A 17,060-nucleotide genomic window follows, 5' to 3' on the forward strand; every position below is an offset into this window, starting at 1 on the left:
GAGTTTTCCATGACGGTAGTGATCGAAACGGTCGGTTTGAGTCGGCATTACGGCAGCGGCGATACTCTGGTGAAAGCGCTGGACGCGGTGGATTTGCGCATCGAGGCGGGCGAATTTACCGCCATTGTCGGGCCGTCTGGTTCGGGTAAATCGACCTTGCTGCAATTGCTCGGCGGTCTCGACCGACCCAGTGCCGGCGACGTGCATTTGGCGGGCCAGCCGATTTCCAGTTACAGCGGTCGGCAATTGTCGGATTTTCGCCGCGACCACATCGGTTTTATTTTCCAGGCCTACAACTTGATTCCGGTGTTGAGCGCAGCGGAAAACTGCGAATACATCATGCTGCTGCAAGGCGTGAAAACCGATGAACGTCGGCAACGCGTGGCGGCCATGTTGGAGCAGGTCGGGCTGGCCGGACGCGAAGACCGCCGCCCGGCGCAACTCTCCGGCGGGCAACAACAGCGAGTCGCCGTGGCGCGCGCCATGGTCAGTCAGCCGGACATTATTCTGGCTGACGAGCCGACTGCGAATCTGGATTCGCAAACCGGCATGGACTTGCTCGACATGATGGTCGATCTGAACCGCAACCAGGGCATGACCTTTGTGTTTTCCACGCACGATCCGAAAATTATGGAGCGTGCGCGGCGGCTGATTTATCTGCGTGACGGCGTTGTTGAACGGGAGGAACGGCGTGATTAATGGTGTTCGTTCCGTCACGCTGTTGTGTCTGTTACCGCTGTCGGCACTGGCCGATAACGAAGTCTGGTTGGATGTCGGCGCGGGCTTTGATCAGCAATGGCTGCCCGAATCAGAAGACGCCAGCGTGCAGCATCTTGAAGCTCGCTTTAACACCATCTGGTACCCGCAAGGGCCGTTCGAATTCGGTGTGCAATACGGTCTGGAACAACGCGCGTTTCTGGCTGGCAGCGCGACCGACACCGAACCGACCACGGCTGATTTCCGTCTGGCCGATCTCGATGCGGCGTTAATCGAAGACGACGACATCGCGCTCTACCAAAACCTGGATCGACTCTACGGCCAGTGGTACAGCCCGGTGGGCGACATCACACTCGGCCGCCAGGCGATTGGCTTTGGCCTGGCGAAACGTTTCTCGCCGGTCGATGTGGTGCAACCGGCTGGCTTGCGTGCGACCGAGCGACGCTACCGCCCCGGTGTCGATGCCGTGCGTTGGTTGATACCCGCCGGTGTGGTCAGCGAAGTCGATTTGGGTTGGGTGTTTGGCGACGACGAACTGTTGTTTGCGCGCGGCTACAGCCAGGTTGGTGCTACCTCGCTGGAACTGACGGCGCTGACGTTGAACCGGGAACAGCAGCTTTACGGGGTTGGCGCGCAAGGCTCGCTTGGTCTGTTCGGGGTGTGGCAGGAAACGGCTTGGCTGACTGACGACAACGAAGACGGCTTGCGGCTGACGGTCGGTGCCGATCATCTGATCTGGCGCGATATTTATCTGCAATTTGAATATCACTTTAACGGCCTGGGCGCCGACGACAGTGACGATTACGACGGTTTGTCCGACAGCGCTTTTTATCGCAGCGGTCTGGTGCTGCCGCTGGCGCAGCATTATGCCTCGACGCAGGTGGTGGGTTCGTTGGGCGCTTTGTATCAGTTTCAGCTCGGCACGGATTACAACCTGATTGACGGCTCGGAGCTGAACACCGCCAGCCTGGTGCGCAGCCTGGGCGACAACACCGAACTGACGCTGGCGCTGTCGTTTCCGTTTGAACGAAAAAAAGTGGACTCGAATAACAGCACAGAATTCGGAGTGTATCCGACGGTGTTTTCAGTAAACTGGTCCACCGTTTTCTAGTCACCGTTTTTTGGATGGGTTCATGTTTAAACAGTGGGAAGCCGCACCGGCCGGTACCGAATTGTCGCTGACCGAGGTGCTGGATCAGATTCAATTCAACGAGGCGGGCTTAGTGCCAGCCATCGCCCAGCAGCACGACAGCGGCGAAGTGCTGATGCTGGCCTGGATGAACCGCGATTCCATTATCGAGACCCTGCAAACCGGCCAGGTCTGTTACTGGTCGCGCTCACGCCAGACCTATTGGCGCAAGGGCGAATCGTCCGGGCATCGGCAGCGGCTGTGTGAAATGCGGTTGGATTGCGACGGTGATGCGGTGCTGTTGCTGGTCGATCAGCAAGGCCCGGCGTGCCATACCGACCGCCGCGATTGTTTTTATGTGTCCTTGAGTGCCAACGGCGCTCGCATCCTCACCGACCCCGCTTCGGGTCGCTGATCCTCGTCATCGTTGTACCGCGCATTGCGCGGAGTTGGAGTTCAGATGTCTGCCATTGATGCCGGTCGGCTGTTGTTGCTGTCCACGTTGTGGGGCGTGTCGTTTTTGTTTATGCGCGTGGCGGCGCCGGAGTTTGGTCCGGTTGCGTTGATTTTTGTGCGCATGGGCGTGGCGGCATTGGTGTTGTTGCCGATTTTGAGCCGTCGTCGTAACCGCGAACTCTTTGTGCAATACGCCGGGCGTCTGGCGGTGTTGTCGATCACTAATCATGTGGTTCCGTTCAGTCTGCTGGCCTGGGCGACGCTCAGTCTGGAAGCCGGTTTTACGTCGTTGATCAACGCCACCACACCGCTGTTTACCGCCTTGATTGGTGCCGCCTTGTTCGCCACGCCGGTGCAGCGCCAGCAGTATCTGGGCCTGGCGATTGCCTTTGTCGGGGTGTACGTGCTGTCGGCGAATCGGCTCGATTTCTCGGCCGGCGGCGATGGCTGGGCCATTGTCGCGGCTTTGGCTGCGACTTTCAGTTACGGCATCGCCGGGAATTTCTCCAAGGCGCAATTGGCGCATCTGCCGGCGCAGGTGGTTGCCAGCGGTTCGACCTTGATGTCGGCGTTGATTCTGTTGATTCCGGGCGTCTTGCTGTGGCCGGACAGCGCGCCATCGGCAATCGCCTGGGGCAATGTGCTGGCGTTGGCGGTGTTCAGCACTGCGCTCGCGTTCTTCTTTTATTTCCAGTTGCTCGCCAGTGCTGGCGCGACGGCAACCTCTACCGTGACCTTTTTAGTGCCGGTCAGTGCGTTGGCCTGGGGCTATTTGATTCTCGGAGAAGTGCTGAGCGTGCAGGTTTGGGTGGGCATGGCGATTACGCTGTTGGGTACGGCCATTACCACGCGTTTGATTCGCTTGCGCAAACCGAAAGCGCCGGCCGTTTAACGACCGGCGCCTGTTGTTAGCGGCCGACGTATTCGGCGCGCGGACGAATCAGACGCGGGTCCTGATTGAATTCCTGGTAGTGCGACACCCAGCCGAATACGCGGCTGGCAGCAAACAGCGCCGTGAAATAACGCTCCGGAATGCCCAACGCCAGATAGACCGCGCCTTTGTAGAATTCCAGATTGGCGTAGATTTCCTTGCCTTTGTCGGCGAACACCGCCTGACAGCTGTCTTCAACCTCCACCAGCGTTTCCATCAAACCTTCCCATTCGGTGCCCGCGCAGAACTTGCGCGCCATGGGTTTTAAGATGGCGGCGCGCGGGTCGAGCGCTTTGTACTCGCGATGGCCCATGCCCATGATCTTGATCTTCTTGCTCATGGCGTCGCGCACCCAGGCATCGGCTTTGTCGGCCGAGCCGATTTCCAGCGCCATCATCACCGCCGCTTCGTCGGCACCGCCGTGCAACGGGCCAGATAAGGCGCCCAGGCTGCCGGCCAGGCTTGCCGCCAGACGCGCCTGAGTGCTGGCGACCACGCGACCGGCAAAGGTGCCGGCGTTGTAGCTGTGATCGAGTTGCAGAATCTGGGTGGTGTTCAAGGCTTGCAGCGCTTCGGCTGACGGCGCGTTGCGGTTGATGCCGTAAAGCAGTTTTTCCAAAAAGCCGAGGCCGTCGGGCAGCGCAAACACCGTGCCTTGAGTGCCCAGGTTGTGCCAGACGCGAACGGTGGCGTTGAGTCGTGCGCCCAATACCAGGCCCGGCACCCAGTCCGGGTTCAGCCAGCTTGGCGCGCTGTGATGCGGCGCATCGCTGTACAGCGGCATCAGCGCTTGCAGCACGGTCATCGGGTGTGTGTCGCGCGACAGTTGTTCCAGTACGCGGTTTTCAATAGCGCCCAGTTCGGCTTCGCCGGCGAGCCACAAATCCAGCTCGCGGCAGGCGTCCGCGCTGATCCATTCGCCGCCCATCAACCAGACGACGACGGCGGGGAAATCGCGTTTCACCAGTTCTTCAATCGGTTCGCCACGATAGGTCAGACGACCGATGTCACCTTCGACGTTCGACAGCACCGTCTGACCGACGATGACGCCTTCCAAACCGGCATTGATCTCGCTGCTCATCACAGACTCCTAAGACTCGGGGGTTTTGATGCGCGCTATTAAAGGGCCGGGCAGGTTGTTAATCTAATTAAACTTTATAAAGTGATGATTAGTTTTTCTTATCATGACGTTTGTGTGAGGCAGGCATGAGACTGGAAAGCAGCGAAGTGCGCATCTTCCACGCCGTGGCGCGTTTTGGCGGTTTTCGCGCCGCCGCGACCGACTTGCACCTGAGCCAGTCGGCGGTCAGCCAGGCGATCAAACAACTCGAAGGCAAGCTCGATCAGGCGCTGATTGTGCGCGACCGGCCCATTCGTTTAACCCGCGCGGGGCGGCGGCTGTACCGCTACATCGACGATCAGTTGCAGCGTGAGCATTCGCTGCTGGCCGACCTGGAACGGCTGGCGCACGGCCGCGACCAGCAATTGAGCGTCAGCATCGACAGCACCACTAACCGCTTTGCCGGGGCCGATTTAATCGCCGCCTTTGCCGGGCGCTGGCCGGAAGCGCGGGTGCGTTTGGTCGAACAGCCGTCACGCGCCATTGTCGCGGCGGTGTTGAGTGGCGAGTTGGAACTGGGGCTGGGGCCGTTTCAGACGCGCATGGACCGCTTCGAATGCTGGCCGCTGTACGAAGAAGAACGGCTGTTGATGATCAGCCCGACGCACCCGTTGCACCGGCCGAAGATGTCGCTGGCCGACATCGAACGCATTCCGCTGGTGGTGTCGTCGCTCGACGAACCGGACCAGCGGCCGTATCAGGACAAACTGCGCGACCGTTTCCGCATGATCTGGCAGATCAGCAGTCTGAACGTGCGGCTGGACTTGATTGATCGGGGCCTGGCGGTGGGTTATCTCAGTACCGAGATGGCGCGGCAGTTACCGCGCATCCGGCATTTCCGCGCGCTGCGTGAGTTCGATTTTGCCCGCATTGAGCGTCAAGTCGGCTTGTATCACCGGCGTGATCGCGACCCTTCGGCACTGGCGCGCGACTTTATTGAGCTGTGTCGCCAGCGGTTGGCGCGGACGGAGTGATCAGTCCAGCCGCAATTGATCGAGCAGAATGCGGCGCGGCCGTTTCAGATCGACGGCGAAGATTTCCAGCTGAGCGACGTTCGCCAAATCCAGCAGCGGTTGCTGGCTGGCGTCGGTCTGGCCGCGCAACGGCACCTGCACCAGATTCCAACCAAACTCGATGACAAAACTTTCGCTGAAGCGCTGGCCGAATGGCACGTTGCTGTCGAGGCTGTCGCGGTCGTTGATGCGCACGGTCAGCGTCAACGGCGTTAGATGCGGGTTGTAGATCGACATGGTCAGGCGCTGATAATCGCGCCAGTCGGCGGGCAGGGTGTTCAGTTGCGCGCCTTGATAATCCTCGGGTTCCAGATCAATCGCCAGGCTGCGTTTGCCTTCCCAGGCCTTGCCTTGACTGAGCGATACCGGGCCTTGCCACCAGTCCAGTTGGTAGTCGTGTTCAAAGTTGCCGAGCATCGGTAATTGCGCACTGACCCGATACAACGTCAGCGCCGCCACGATGACCAGACTGACCTGATGCGCAAACAGTCCGGTGGCGATGACACGGCCGGTCCACACCTGAGGCCCGGCCTGATTCAGCCAGAAAATGCCCAGCCAGGCGCCGATCAGATTGCGTTCGATATCGCTCCAATCCTGCTGGTGGCCGACGTCGTAGCCCAGGTATTCGAGCATGATGCTGAGGATGAACACCGCCAGACTGATCGCCAGCCAGTGCGGCCAGGTGCGCATGTCGAGCCGGTTGCGCAGCGCCACGATGGCGATGGCGAAATAGACGATATGGCCCAAATCCCAAAGCGCGCGGTCGAGCGCGATGTCGCGGCTGAGCGGGCCTTCCATAAACAAAAACGGCAGGCCGAGCAGCAGCAGGGCAGTCAGGCCCCATTTTTGGATAAAGGCGATAACGGGCATCGGAACAGGGTTCGGGTACACCAGCGAAGGCGCCACTATGCCTGCCGATGGGCGTCTTGTACACCGAACGGCGGGCCTGGGTGCGACGTCCGTATTTTTGCTTGAATACTGTATATATAACCAGTATTTTGCGGCCATCGTTTTCACCGCTTTGCCAAGCCCGAGTGTGCCGCCATGCCGCCCATTTTACCGCCCAAAACCCGCGCAACCGGCACCCAGCCGGCCAACCGTTTTCACGCCCTGCGCTTGGAAAGCGCCAGCGATGACTGGCCGCTGGACCCCGATGACGATCTGAACCCGGACAGCCTGGCGACTCAGGTCGATGACGAAAAAGTCCGCACCATCATCAGCACGAATCAGTCGCCGGACATTCCGTTCGATCAGTCGATCAACCCCTATCGCGGTTGCGAACACGGCTGCATTTATTGCTTCGCCCGACCGACACACGCCTACTGGGATTTCTCACCGGGGCTGGATTTCGAAACCCGGCTGATCGCCAAAGTCGGCGCCGCCGACCGGCTGCGCGAAGCGCTCGATAAACCCCGTTACCACTGCAAACCCATAGCCCTGGGCATGAACACCGACGCCTATCAGCCGCTGGAAAAACAGCGCCGCATCACCCGCGAACTGCTGGAAGTGCTGCGCGATTACCGCCATCCGTTATCGCTGATCACCAAAGGCGGGCTGATTCTGCGCGATCTGGACTTGTTGGCTGAGTTGGCGGCCGACGGCCTGTGCCACGTCAATGTGTCGCTGACGACACTCGATAACGATTTAAAACGCCGCCTGGAACCACGCGCGGCCTCGCCGGCGACACGGTTGAAAGTGATCCGGGAACTGACGGCGGCGGGCGTGCCGACCGGCGTATTGGTCGCGCCGGTTATTCCGTTTATCAACGACGCCGAACTGGAAGCGCTGGTGGACGCCGCTGCCGATGCCGGCGCGATTCAGGCCCGCTGGATTCTGCTGCGCTTACCGCTGGAAATTGCCGGTTTGTTCGAGGATTGGCTGCAACGGCATTTCCCCGATCGCGCTGAACACGTGATGGCGCGCATTCGCGATTTGCGCGGGGGGAAAGTCTACGACAGTCAGTTTGGCCGGCGCATGCGCGGCCAGGGCGTGTACGCCGACTTGATCAGCCAACGCTTCAAACGCGCCTGTCGGCAACGGGGATTAAACGAAAAAAGCTGGCCGCCGCTGCGCACCGATTTGTTTCGGCGCTGGGGCGGTGGCCAGTTGGATTTGCTTTAGATATCGCCTGACAGAAATGACTCAGTGCGTTGCGTCACCAGTGCACTGTTTCATTGTCGTAATGTCCTGCCATTCCACAGTCATCCCGGCCGAAGAGCCGGGATCTCCCCTGGGCAACAGCAATTGACCACCGCCACCGTTAACAACTCGACAATCGAACGTTTGGGTGTCCCACTAGAGATCCCGGCTCTTCGGCCGGGATGACAGAAAGTACTTATCGGGATGGCAGAGAGTACTTATCGAGATGGCAAGGTGTGTCGTGGGTTGATGAGGCGTTCTTAGAACCCCCTAAGCACCAACAGCCAGGAAGGCTTTAACCACCGTCGGAATATCACGTTCTTTCATACCCGCCACATTCACCCGGCCACCGCCGACGATGTACAGGCCGTGTTCGTCACGCAGGGCAGCAATCTGATCGTTGCTCAAACCCGTTACCGAAAACATGCCGCGGTGTTCGCTGAAGTAGTCGAAACGGTCGCTGTCGCTCTGTTCGCGGAAGGTTTGCGTCAGCTGTGTACGCAAGCGGTTGATGCGTTGGTTCATCGCCGCCAGCTCGGCCAGCCACTCGGCTTTCAGCGCTTCGTTGCCGAGAATGTTGGCGACGATGTCCGCGCCGTGGTCCGGCGGCATGGAGTAGGTGCCGCGTGCCAGTTCCAGCGCGCGACCGCGTGCTTTCATCGTGGCTTCTAAGCTGTCGGCGATGATGATGGCAGCGCCGGTGCGTTCGCGGTACAGGCCGAAATTCTTTGAGCAGGAGGTGGAAATCAGTAACTGCGGCACCGCGTCGGCCAGCAGGCGCAGGCCAGCCGCGTCTTCCATCAAGCCATCACCGAAGCCCTGGTAAGCGATGTCGACGAACGGCAGGAAGCCGTTGCGCACAGCGAGGTCAGCGATTTGCTGCCAGGCTTCAATACTGATGTCGCCGCCGGTCGGGTTGTGGCAGCAGCCGTGCAGCAACAGTACGTCGTCCTGGCCGAGTTCGGCGATCTGCGCCAGCATGGCGGCTTCGTCGACGCGTTTGGTTTCGGCATCGAAAAACGGATATTCGCGCACCGCCAGACCGGCAGCGGTCATGATTGGCTGGTGGTTCACGTAGCTCGGTCGGCTGATCCAGACGGTGGTGTTGGGTTTGGTGCTGGCGATCAGATCGGCCAGCATGCGCAGCGCGCCACTGGCACCAGGTGTCTGGATGGCGCTGGCGCGGTCGTAACTGGCGGTGCCGCCGAGCAACAGATCGGTCATCGCCTGGTTGAAGGTTTCGTTACCAGCCAGGCCAATGTATGCCTTGGTCGGCTGGGTTTCCGCCTGCGTCAGCATGGCTTTGCGCACCGCGCTCATAATGGGTGTCACGCCGTCACTGTTGCGATAAACACCAATGCCCAGGTCAATTTTGTTGGGACGGGGGTCTTCTTTGAAAATAACGCCCAACGACAAAATGGGATCGGCTTTGGGGGCGGGCAGCGAACTGAACATCGGGAGCTCCGTGAGTGACGCCATGAACGGGCCAGCAAGGATACTCCCAGACGCAGCGCGATTCGATGCCTGCGGCGGAAAAAGCCGCGCCTTGGCCGGTGTCCGGCATCGCCGTACAATGGCGCCCCAACGCCATGCCCACTGCGCGGCATCACGCACCTCGACTTATTGGACACTATGAACTCTCTGACTCGCGACACCCTTGAAGACTGGCTGGCCGATCACGGCATCCGTTGTTACCTGTGTCAGGACTGCGATGGCCTCCATTTGAGCGACACCGAAGAAAACCTGGGCGTATTGGAATCTCGGCTATTGTTGGAAGAAGGGCTGGTGATCATCTCCACCGAATTGTCGGTGCGCCCGTCGGCGGTGTTGCCGCTGCACGGCTCGATGCAGTTGATCAATTTCGACAACCCCCTGGTTAAAGTTGGCCTGAGTCTGTACGACGACGATGTGCCGCGCCTGGTCATCAGTGGCGCCTTGCCGACCACGGGACTGGAAGCCAGCTATTTCATTCAATACCTGGAGCAGATTCTCAGCGCCACTCGAGTGGTACTGGAACACGCCACGCAAATGGATGTGTTGCTGCTCGACGATCTCGATCTGGACGCGCCCGACGGCGACGCCTTGCATTAAAAGCATTGAGGAAGGGTTATGTTCGCGGCGCATCCGTTCATCATCGATCATTGGGATTTCAACCTCACACCGCCGCAGCGTGACACCGAACTGCCTACCGCTTTGAGCGGGCGCTGGGTACACTGCCAGCGCGACCAGCCGGCGCTGATTCCCTGGCTTGAAAGTCTCGGCATTCAGAACGGTGTGCAGCAGGCCTTGCTCGCCGAAGACACCCGGCCGCGATTCGAAACCGTTGGCGATGGCTTTTTGCTGATTCTGCGTGGCGTCAACCTCAACCCCGGTGCCGAACCCGACGACATGCTGTCGCTGCGTATGTTCTGGCACGCCGACGGCTTGGTCACGTTGCGCAAGCATTCGTTCAAAGCGGTGGCGTCGGTACGCGAGCGCCTGGCCGCCGGCGACGGCCCGACGAATCTGGGCAATTTACTGGTCACACTGGTGGCGGCGTTGAACAGCCGCATCGACGAAGTGCTCGACGCCCAGGAAGAAGAACTGGTGGTGCTGGAAGACGAAAGTTCCGGCCCGAACCCGCAGGAGCATCTGGCGAAACTGACGCAGTTGCATCGGCGTTTATTGCGCCTGCATCGTTTTATTCGGCCACAGGTTGGCGCGTTGAATGAATTCGTCAGCGAAGCCGAAAACTGGCTGGCCCACAAAGACCGCTTGGGTTTGTCGAACCAGCGCGACGGCACGCAACGCATTCTGGAAAACATCGAAATGCTGCTGCAACAGGTGCAATTAATTCGCGATGAATTGCAGCAGAATCTGGCCGAGCGAATGAACCGGAATACCTATTGGTTGTCGGTTACCGCCGGGGTGTTTTTGCCGCTGAGTTTCCTCACCGGTTTGTTCGGCATTAACGTCGGCGGTATGCCGGGCGTGCATTCCAACATCGCCTTCTGGTTTGTGTGCGGCGCACTCAGTACCATCGCCGTGGTGGAGTTTTTGCTGCTACGCCGCTTGCGGTTCTGGTAAAAAATTCAGTCGGTTTTTTTGGCTAAACCTTTAGCTGCTTGAGTGTGATCGTAGTGGTGCACATCGCGCTGCGGGAACGGAATGGTCAGACCGGCAGCTTCAATTTCATCTTTCAATATGCGTTGCATATCCCACCACAGCGGCCAGTAATCGTCGACGGTTGCCCAGGCCCGAATCTGTAAATTCACCGACGAATCACCCAGCGATTGCACCATGATTTGCGGCGTCGGATCGGGCAGAAAACGCGGTTCGGCATCGACAATTTTGCGCATAGCCTCGAAGCCGGCGTTCAGGTCGTCGTCGTAAGCGACGCCAACAATTAAGTCCATGCGGCGGGTGCCGTTGCGAGTCGAATTCTGAATGGTCGCGCCCCACACATTGGAGTTGGGCGCCGACACAAACTGGCCGTCCGGGGTTTTTAAAATGGTGGTGAACAGGCTGATTTCTTCCACCGTGCCGCCAATGCCGTTGAAGCTGATGTAATCGCCGGAACGGAACGGTCGTAGAATCAACATCATGATGCCAGCAGCGATGTTGCTCAGCGTATCTTTCAACGCCAGGCCGACGGCCAGACCGGCAGCACCGAGCAAAGCGACAATCGAATTGGTGTTGACGCCGAAAATATCCAACACAATAACGATGGCGACGATGTACACCGAGTAACCGACAATGCCTGCGAAAATTGGCACCAGCATCGGGTCGAGTTTGTGGAAACGCTTCGAGCTTTTGGTGACCGACGATTTCAATGTCCGCGACACAATGCCCGCCACAATAAACACCGCCACCACCAGCACAATCTGATAGCCGATGCGCAACATCAACGGCGCCTGGGCGTTCCAGAAATTCATGATCCAGTCTTGCATAACCACTCCTTAACAATTCAATTCGAACAGTCTCTCAGGCAGGCAGACGTTTGGACAGCAGCAACCCCAACCCGGCGCTGCCGAGCAGAACGGCACAGACCTTGTTAAAAGCACGCTGCCAACTCGGTTTGGCCAGACCTTTGTCGAGCAGACGACCAGCACCGGCGTACAGACCAATGGCGACCCATTCGAGCAGTAGGAAACAACTGCCAAGGATCAGAAATTGCTGACCAACGGCAGCGGAAGGATCCACAAACTGTGGCAGAAAAGCGGTGAAAATCAGGATGGCTTTTGGATTGCCAGCGGCCAGTAAACATTCCTGGCGAGCCAGCGCGAACAGCGACAGCGAGGCATCACTGATGCGGGTCTCCAGTGAATGGTCGGCGCGCCACAATTGTAATGCCAGCCAGAATAAATAGAGCGCACCGATGATTTTAACCGCGGTGAAAAACACCTCCGACGCGTACAGCAACGTCGCCAGACCGGACGCTGACAGCGCAATCATCACGGCGAACGCCGCCAGCCGACCCAGGCCAGCCAGGCAGGAATGGCTCCAGCTGTAGCGTTTGGCGTTGCTCAGCGCCAGCAGGTTGTTAGGGCCGGGCGACATATTCAGGGCGAAACAGGCAGGGATAAACCAACCGAGTGTGATCCAGCTCATGGGGCATCCAATGTGGGTGTGCGTTCGGGTAAAGACCAATGATACCGGCACCGATACCCGGCTTGAACCGGCCGCCACTGTACTGTGAGTGCAGTGACCATCGTCGGACACACCAGACTCAGGCCGATTGCGGCTGTGCCAATCCGTCCAGAATTGTGCAATCGGATGACCCATCGCCTGGGCAGCGGCTCACCCAATCGGTCAGTTGCGCTTTCATCTGTTCCAGCTGGGCGATTTTGGCGTCTACGTCCACCAGATGTTGTTCGGCGATGGCACGTACCGCTTTGCTGGCGCGGTTCGGGTCGCGATGCAGCGCCAGCAGATCGCCGCATTCGTCCAGCGAAAAGCCGAGATTGCGGGCACGATGTAAAAATTGCAGCCGTTCGATGTCGTCGCTGTGGTAGTAGCGATAGCCATTGGCGGCGCGATGCGAGTCGATCAGGCCGCGGCTTTCGTAATAACGAATGGTGCGCGTCGGCAAGCCACTGATCTGCGATGCCTGCTTGATTTTCATAGTCGGCCTCCTCTATGGGTTCGGCATTATCAACCTTGACGTAACGTTAAGGTCAAGCCCTGGAGCGTTGTTCAGTAGCGCCCTTGTTGTTCAACTACCGAACCCAACTATAGTAGAAGACCCCACCGAACCGAGGAGACGCAAATGGCCGATAAAGAACTGCACAGCCTGTTGGAACGTCTGCGTGCGACCATGGACGAAACCGAGGTCAGCGAGCAGCAACGCGCCTTGCTGGCGCAGGTGGAGTACCACCTGCACAACGAAGGCGAGCCAGACCCGGAAGAGCCGTCGTTGCGCGAATCGGTGGAGGTGCTGATCGAAGAGCTCAGCGTCGAACATCCGCGCAGTGCCTCGGTAGCGCGCAGCATTCTGGAATCGCTGGCGTCGATGGGGATTTGAATCGTCGCCGCTGTCGCCGCCAGATACGACAAAAAAGGCCGTCCAATGGACGGCCTTTTTCATGCGGCTGCGTTCAGGCGTTGCCTGGCATCAGGCGACTCAATCCCAGCGTCACCATAAAGCCGAGCACGGCCGCCACGACGATGGTCGGCCCGCTCGGGGCATCGGCAAACCAGCTGGCGGTGAGGCCAAGCCAGACCGCGACCAGACCCAAGGCCGAAGCGCCAACAGCCATCTGTTCCGGTGTGCGCGCCAGCCAGCGGGCGGCGGCGGCGGGAATGATTAACAAGGCGGTGATCAACAGAATGCCGACGATCTTCATCGCTACCGCAATCACCAAAGCAATCAACACCAGATAGAGCACGCGCAGCCAGTCGGTGGCGATGCCTTCGGCGCGGGCCAGATCTTCATTGACCGTCGCTGCCAGTAACGGCCGCCAGGCGAAGCCGATCACTGGCAAGGCGACCAGTGCGACCAGCCAGACGACGATCACATCTTCGCCGTTCACTGCCAGCAAGTCGCCAAACAAAAGCCCACTCAAATCCATACGCACGCGCGGCGAAAACGCCAGCACCAGCATGCCGACGGCGAGCGAGGCGTGCGACAAGATGCCCAGCAACGTATCGGCCGGCAGTCGGCGTTGGCGTTGCAGCGCAAACAGCAGCAAGGCGAGGGCGGTGGTCACCAGCGCAATGCCGGCGGTCAGATTCAGGTTCAGCACCACAGCGAGCGTGACGCCGAGCAAACCGGAGTGCGCCATGGTATCGCCGAAATAGGCCATGCGCCGCCACACCATCAGCGAACCGAGCGGGCCGGCCACCAGAGCGATGCCGCTGCCCGCCAGCAAGGCCGGCCACAACAGATCAATCATGGCTGTGGCCTCCCTGGTGGGCGAGGTCGTGTTCGTGGTCGTGGTGGTGGCTGTAAAACGCCAGCGCATCGGCCTGATGCGGTCCAAACAGCGAGGTAAACGTCGGTTCCTGGGTGATGCTTTCCGGCGTGCCGGAGCAACACAGATGGCCGTTCAGGCACAGCACTTCGTCGGTGGCGGCCATCACCAAATGCAGATCGTGCGACACCATCAGCACGGCGTAGCCGCGTTCGTCGCGCAGCCGCTGAATCAGTTTGTAGAGTGCGACTTCACCGCTGAAATCGACGCCTTGCACCGGCTCGTCGAGCACCAGCAGATCGGGCTCTTTCAGCAGCGTTCGCGCCAGCATCACGCGTTGGAATTCACCGCCGCTGAGTTGCTGCACCGGCCGGTCGATCAGGTGGGCGACTTCGGTCAGCGCCAGTGCTGCTTGTACAGCCTCGCGGTTGGCGCGGTAGGTCAGCGTCATCAACCGCAGCACCGACAGCGGCAGGCTGTCGTCAATCGGTACGCGCTGTGGCATGTAGCCGATAGTCAGCCCTGGCTTGCTGTAGAACTCGCCGCTGGTGATGTTGTGCACACCGAGCAACGCCTTGATCAGCGTCGATTTGCCAGCGCCGTTAGGGCCGATCAGCGTGACGATTTTGCCCGCGTCGATGCGCAAATCGACGCCGCTGATGATGGATTTGCCGCCGAGCCGGACGCCCAATTGGCGGCCTTCGATCAGGCGAGAGCTTGGTTGTGACACGAAGCGTCCTTATGTATGGCTGGGTAGGGCACCCTTGCGAGGTGCGCTATGTTACGGTATATCATCCGGCCTTTGAAAGCCCTGTCCCTGTTTGGAGTGCACATGAAGTCTGTGAGTCGGCGCCTGCGTTTGCTTGGCGCCGTTGTTGTGTTTTGGCCGTTGTCTTTGTTGGCGGCGCCGCATGTGGTGGTGTCGCTGGCGCCGTTGCACAGTTTGGCCGCGTCGGTAACTGAGGGCGTGAGTGAACCGACGTTGTTGTATCACCGTCAGCAATCGCCACACGGTGCGGGTTTGTCGCCCGATCAACTGCGGTTGTTGACGCAAGCCGATCTGCTGGTCTGGGTCGGGCCGGAACTGGAAACCGGCCTGTCGCGGTTGGCGTCGCGCTTGCCCAACGGTGCTGTCGATTGGCGCTGGCACGATTACGATGCGGGCATGAATCAGTACGAAACCCGCCCTGCTTTGTTTGAAACCGACGCCGAAGCGCTGTACGGCGAACACGACCACGGCCGCATGGACCCGCATTTCTGGCTCGACCCGCGCAACGCCCAGGCTTTTGTGATCAATCTGGCCGAGGAACTGGCGCAACTCGACCCGGCCAATGCCGAGCGCTATCGCGCCAACGCCACGGCCGAACAGACGCGTTTGGGTGACTTGTTCAATCAACTCGACGCCCAATTGGCACCGGTGCGCGACAAACCCTTTATCGTGTTTCACGACGGTTTTCAGTATTACCAGCGCGCCTTCGGCTTGAACGCCTTGGGCGCTTTGGTGGTCACCCCGGAAATCCCGCCCGGCCCGCGCACCGTGGCGCAGTTGGCCGAACGCGCCAATCAGGTTGACGGCGTCTGCCTGCTGCACGAACCACAATTCAGTGAACGCTGGTTGCAACCCTTGGCGGCCGCTGTTCCTAATGCCCGTCTGGCGCAAATCGATCCGATCGGCTCGACGCTGGATGCCGGTGACGATTTCTACGCCCGGGTACTGATTGACCTGACCGACCATCTGAGCGACTGCCTGGAGCAACTGCCATGAAAGCCTTCGCCACTAATGCCATCGCTCCCCAAGGCGTACTTTGGGATATGGACGGCGTACTGATCGATTCCGAACGCCTGGTGCGCGACGCCTTTATCGACGTCATGGCTAATGGCGGACCGGTGCCGGACGCGCCGCAGCGGTACCTGGAAACCATCGGTTTGAATCGCGGTGGATTGATCGACTGGTTTTCGCAGTTCGTTAACACCAGTGAATCCGCCGAATACTGGATCGACCAGACCTACAACGGTTTTCTCGAACGTGCCAAGACGGAACTGGAATTAAAGCCAGGCGTGATTGCGGCGCTGGATCACGTGCGTGCACTGGGCTTGCCACAGTTGGTGGTCACCAGCACTCGTACCGAGGCAGCGCAGATGAAATTGTCGCAACTGGGCGTATTGGACCGCTTTGAAGGCGTGCTCGGTGGCGATCAGGTCAGCCAGGGCAAGCCGCACCCGGAACCCTATCTGCGCGGCAGCGACTGGTTAAAATTGGCACCGGGCGAGGCGGTGGCCGTCGAAGATTCCGCCAATGGCGTGCGCTCGGCGCTGGCCGCCGGGTGCCAAGTGCTGCACGTGCCGGACTTGATCGAAACCGACCCATCCTGGCACGGCCAACTGAGTGTGTTGCCGTCGCTGGTCGACTTCCCGTCCTGGTTCAATTCGCGGCGGGAACACGCATGAAACTGGATCGCATTGAACCGCTTGCTGCGCTGGGCATCGAACTGCTGGAATCCACCGCCACAGAAACCCGTTTTCGTATTCCGTTGGTTGGCAACCGCAACGACAAAGGCAGCCTGTTCGCCGGCAGCCAATACGCAGCGCTGGTGCTGACCGGCTGGTACCACAGCGGTGCTTGGGCCGAACAACACGGCCTGGGCGACACCGTTGCCATTCGCGACGGCCAGGTGCGTTACCCCAAACCCGCGCTCAGCGATGTGATCGCCACCGCGCGTTTCACCGCCGAACCCGACCTGCGACCGAGCGGTCACTGGCGCGCACTGGTTCAGGTGCAGGCGCACGACACGCAACAGCAACGGGTGGCGGAACTGAACGCCGACTATCGGATATTGGTGGGCTGACGGATGCGCCGGGTTCCTCAAAATCGCCTGATGGTGCAACCGACGGTGCATCGCGACTGGTTTCAACGCGCCGGCGCACTGTGCTTTGAATTGGACGACGCCACAGCCGACGACTTCGCGCAGCTCTGGCAAGCGTTCGAAAATGAAGGCCGACCCGCGCCGACGGATTTTTTGAACCGGTATCCGTTGAGCGAGAACGACGCACTTTTTGCGCTGTTCGCGACGGTTCAGCTACTGCTCGAAACCGAAGCCGATCTGGACGTTCAACCGCAGGTCAACAGCCTGATCTTGAGCCGCGCCAAGCGCTGAGTTTTTGG

General features: G+C 59.7%; 21 protein-coding genes. 13 read left to right on the forward strand and 8 right to left on the reverse strand.

Features of this window, described 5'->3' with window-relative positions:
• Nucleotides 1-9 precede the first annotated feature (9 nt).
• From DW349_RS06820 to DW349_RS06835, 4 genes are read left to right on the forward strand one after another with little or no spacing between them, the layout of a single operon-like run.
• Complete coding sequence (locus tag DW349_RS06820; protein WP_108124682.1) at nt 10-699, forward strand: ABC transporter ATP-binding protein; 690 nt, start codon at nt 10-12, stop codon at nt 697-699.
• Complete coding sequence (locus DW349_RS06825) at nt 692-1,828, forward strand: hypothetical protein (RefSeq protein ID WP_108124681.1); 1,137 nt, start codon at nt 692-694, stop codon at nt 1,826-1,828. The genes DW349_RS06820 and DW349_RS06825 overlap by 8 nt, the downstream gene beginning before the upstream one ends.
• Before the next feature lie 22 nt (nt 1,829-1,850).
• On the forward strand, nt 1,851-2,261 hold the full coding sequence (hisI, locus tag DW349_RS06830; protein ID WP_108124680.1) for a phosphoribosyl-AMP cyclohydrolase: 411 nt from the start codon (nt 1,851-1,853) through the stop codon (nt 2,259-2,261).
• A 45-nt stretch (nt 2,262-2,306) separates the two neighbouring features.
• A complete protein-coding gene (locus DW349_RS06835; protein ID WP_108124679.1) occupies nt 2,307-3,194 on the forward strand; it encodes a DMT family transporter in 888 nt (295 codons plus the stop codon).
• 16 nt (nt 3,195-3,210) lie between these two features.
• Here DW349_RS06835 and DW349_RS06840 read toward each other — a convergent pair whose 3' ends face one another.
• Nucleotides 3,211-4,314 (reverse strand): citrate/2-methylcitrate synthase, encoded by a 1,104-nt coding sequence (locus DW349_RS06840; RefSeq protein WP_108124678.1) that lies wholly within the window; start codon nt 4,312-4,314, stop codon nt 3,211-3,213.
• 125 nt (nt 4,315-4,439) lie between these two features.
• On the opposite strand from DW349_RS06840, the gene DW349_RS06845 reads away from it, so the two are divergent.
• Nucleotides 4,440-5,327: a LysR family transcriptional regulator gene (locus DW349_RS06845; protein WP_108124677.1), complete on the forward strand. Its 888-nt coding sequence runs from the start codon at nt 4,440-4,442 to the stop codon at nt 5,325-5,327.
• Here DW349_RS06845 and DW349_RS06850 read toward each other — a convergent pair whose 3' ends face one another.
• Nucleotides 5,328-6,272: a hypothetical protein gene (locus DW349_RS06850; protein ID WP_157954276.1), complete on the reverse strand. Its 945-nt coding sequence runs from the start codon at nt 6,270-6,272 to the stop codon at nt 5,328-5,330.
• Nucleotides 6,273-6,410: 138 nt separating this feature from the next.
• Between DW349_RS06850 and DW349_RS06855 the strand changes: the two genes are divergently transcribed.
• Nucleotides 6,411-7,487, forward strand: coding sequence for a PA0069 family radical SAM protein (locus tag DW349_RS06855; RefSeq protein WP_108124675.1), 1,077 nt, complete (start codon nt 6,411-6,413; stop codon nt 7,485-7,487).
• 288 nt (nt 7,488-7,775) lie between these two features.
• Here the strand turns inward: DW349_RS06855 and DW349_RS06860 are convergent, their stop codons facing one another.
• On the reverse strand, nt 7,776-8,960 hold the full coding sequence (locus tag DW349_RS06860; protein WP_108124674.1) for an amino acid aminotransferase: 1,185 nt from the start codon (nt 8,958-8,960) through the stop codon (nt 7,776-7,778).
• 177 nt (nt 8,961-9,137) lie between these two features.
• Between DW349_RS06860 and DW349_RS06865 the strand changes: the two genes are divergently transcribed.
• Entirely contained in the window at nt 9,138-9,596 is a 459-nt protein-coding gene (locus tag DW349_RS06865; RefSeq protein WP_108124673.1) for a YbjN domain-containing protein, read from the forward strand.
• Nucleotides 9,597-9,614: 18 nt separating this feature from the next.
• Nucleotides 9,615-10,571, forward strand: a complete 957-nt coding sequence (locus tag DW349_RS06870; protein ID WP_108124672.1) for a CorA family divalent cation transporter — start codon at nt 9,615-9,617, stop codon at nt 10,569-10,571.
• Between the two features lie 5 nt (nt 10,572-10,576).
• On the opposite strand, the gene DW349_RS06875 is transcribed toward DW349_RS06870, so the two are convergent.
• From DW349_RS06875 to DW349_RS06885, 3 genes are all read right to left on the reverse strand, one after another.
• Nucleotides 10,577-11,434 (reverse strand): mechanosensitive ion channel family protein, encoded by an 858-nt coding sequence (locus DW349_RS06875; protein WP_108124671.1) that lies wholly within the window; start codon nt 11,432-11,434, stop codon nt 10,577-10,579.
• A gap of 34 nt (nt 11,435-11,468) precedes the next feature.
• Nucleotides 11,469-12,095 (reverse strand): LysE family translocator, encoded by a 627-nt coding sequence (locus DW349_RS06880; protein WP_108124670.1) that lies wholly within the window; start codon nt 12,093-12,095, stop codon nt 11,469-11,471.
• Between the two features lie 118 nt (nt 12,096-12,213).
• Nucleotides 12,214-12,609, reverse strand: a complete 396-nt coding sequence (locus DW349_RS06885) for a MerR family DNA-binding protein (RefSeq protein ID WP_108124669.1) — start codon at nt 12,607-12,609, stop codon at nt 12,214-12,216.
• 144 nt (nt 12,610-12,753) lie between these two features.
• Between DW349_RS06885 and DW349_RS06890 the strand changes: the two genes are divergently transcribed.
• On the forward strand, nt 12,754-13,008 hold the full coding sequence (locus DW349_RS06890) for a DUF4404 family protein (RefSeq protein WP_108124668.1): 255 nt from the start codon (nt 12,754-12,756) through the stop codon (nt 13,006-13,008).
• Between the two features lie 73 nt (nt 13,009-13,081).
• Here DW349_RS06890 and DW349_RS06895 read toward each other — a convergent pair whose 3' ends face one another.
• A complete protein-coding gene (locus tag DW349_RS06895; RefSeq protein ID WP_108124667.1) occupies nt 13,082-13,879 on the reverse strand; it encodes an iron chelate uptake ABC transporter family permease subunit in 798 nt (265 codons plus the stop codon).
• Nucleotides 13,872-14,627, reverse strand: coding sequence for an ATP-binding cassette domain-containing protein (locus DW349_RS06900; protein ID WP_198650427.1), 756 nt, complete (start codon nt 14,625-14,627; stop codon nt 13,872-13,874). The genes DW349_RS06895 and DW349_RS06900 overlap by 8 nt, the downstream gene beginning before the upstream one ends.
• Before the next feature lie 102 nt (nt 14,628-14,729).
• Between DW349_RS06900 and DW349_RS06905 the strand changes: the two genes are divergently transcribed.
• The 4 genes from DW349_RS06905 to DW349_RS06920 are packed head-to-tail and all read left to right on the forward strand — an operon-like array spanning nt 14,730 to nt 17,052.
• Nucleotides 14,730-15,662, forward strand: coding sequence for a zinc ABC transporter substrate-binding protein (locus DW349_RS06905; RefSeq protein ID WP_157954275.1), 933 nt, complete (start codon nt 14,730-14,732; stop codon nt 15,660-15,662).
• A complete protein-coding gene (locus tag DW349_RS06910) occupies nt 15,659-16,345 on the forward strand; it encodes an HAD family hydrolase (protein ID WP_108124665.1) in 687 nt (228 codons plus the stop codon). Before DW349_RS06905 ends, DW349_RS06910 begins: the two co-directional genes overlap by 4 nt.
• Complete coding sequence (locus DW349_RS06915; protein ID WP_108124664.1) at nt 16,342-16,743, forward strand: YiiD C-terminal domain-containing protein; 402 nt, start codon at nt 16,342-16,344, stop codon at nt 16,741-16,743. The genes DW349_RS06910 and DW349_RS06915 overlap by 4 nt, the downstream gene beginning before the upstream one ends.
• Nucleotides 16,744-16,746: 3 nt before the next feature.
• Complete coding sequence (locus DW349_RS06920) at nt 16,747-17,052, forward strand: hypothetical protein (protein WP_108124663.1); 306 nt, start codon at nt 16,747-16,749, stop codon at nt 17,050-17,052.
• The last annotated feature ends 8 nt before the right edge of the window (nt 17,053-17,060 follow it).

Source organism: Saccharospirillum mangrovi (assembly GCF_003367315.1).
Taxonomy (GTDB): Bacteria; Pseudomonadota; Gammaproteobacteria; order Pseudomonadales; family Natronospirillaceae; genus Saccharospirillum; species Saccharospirillum mangrovi.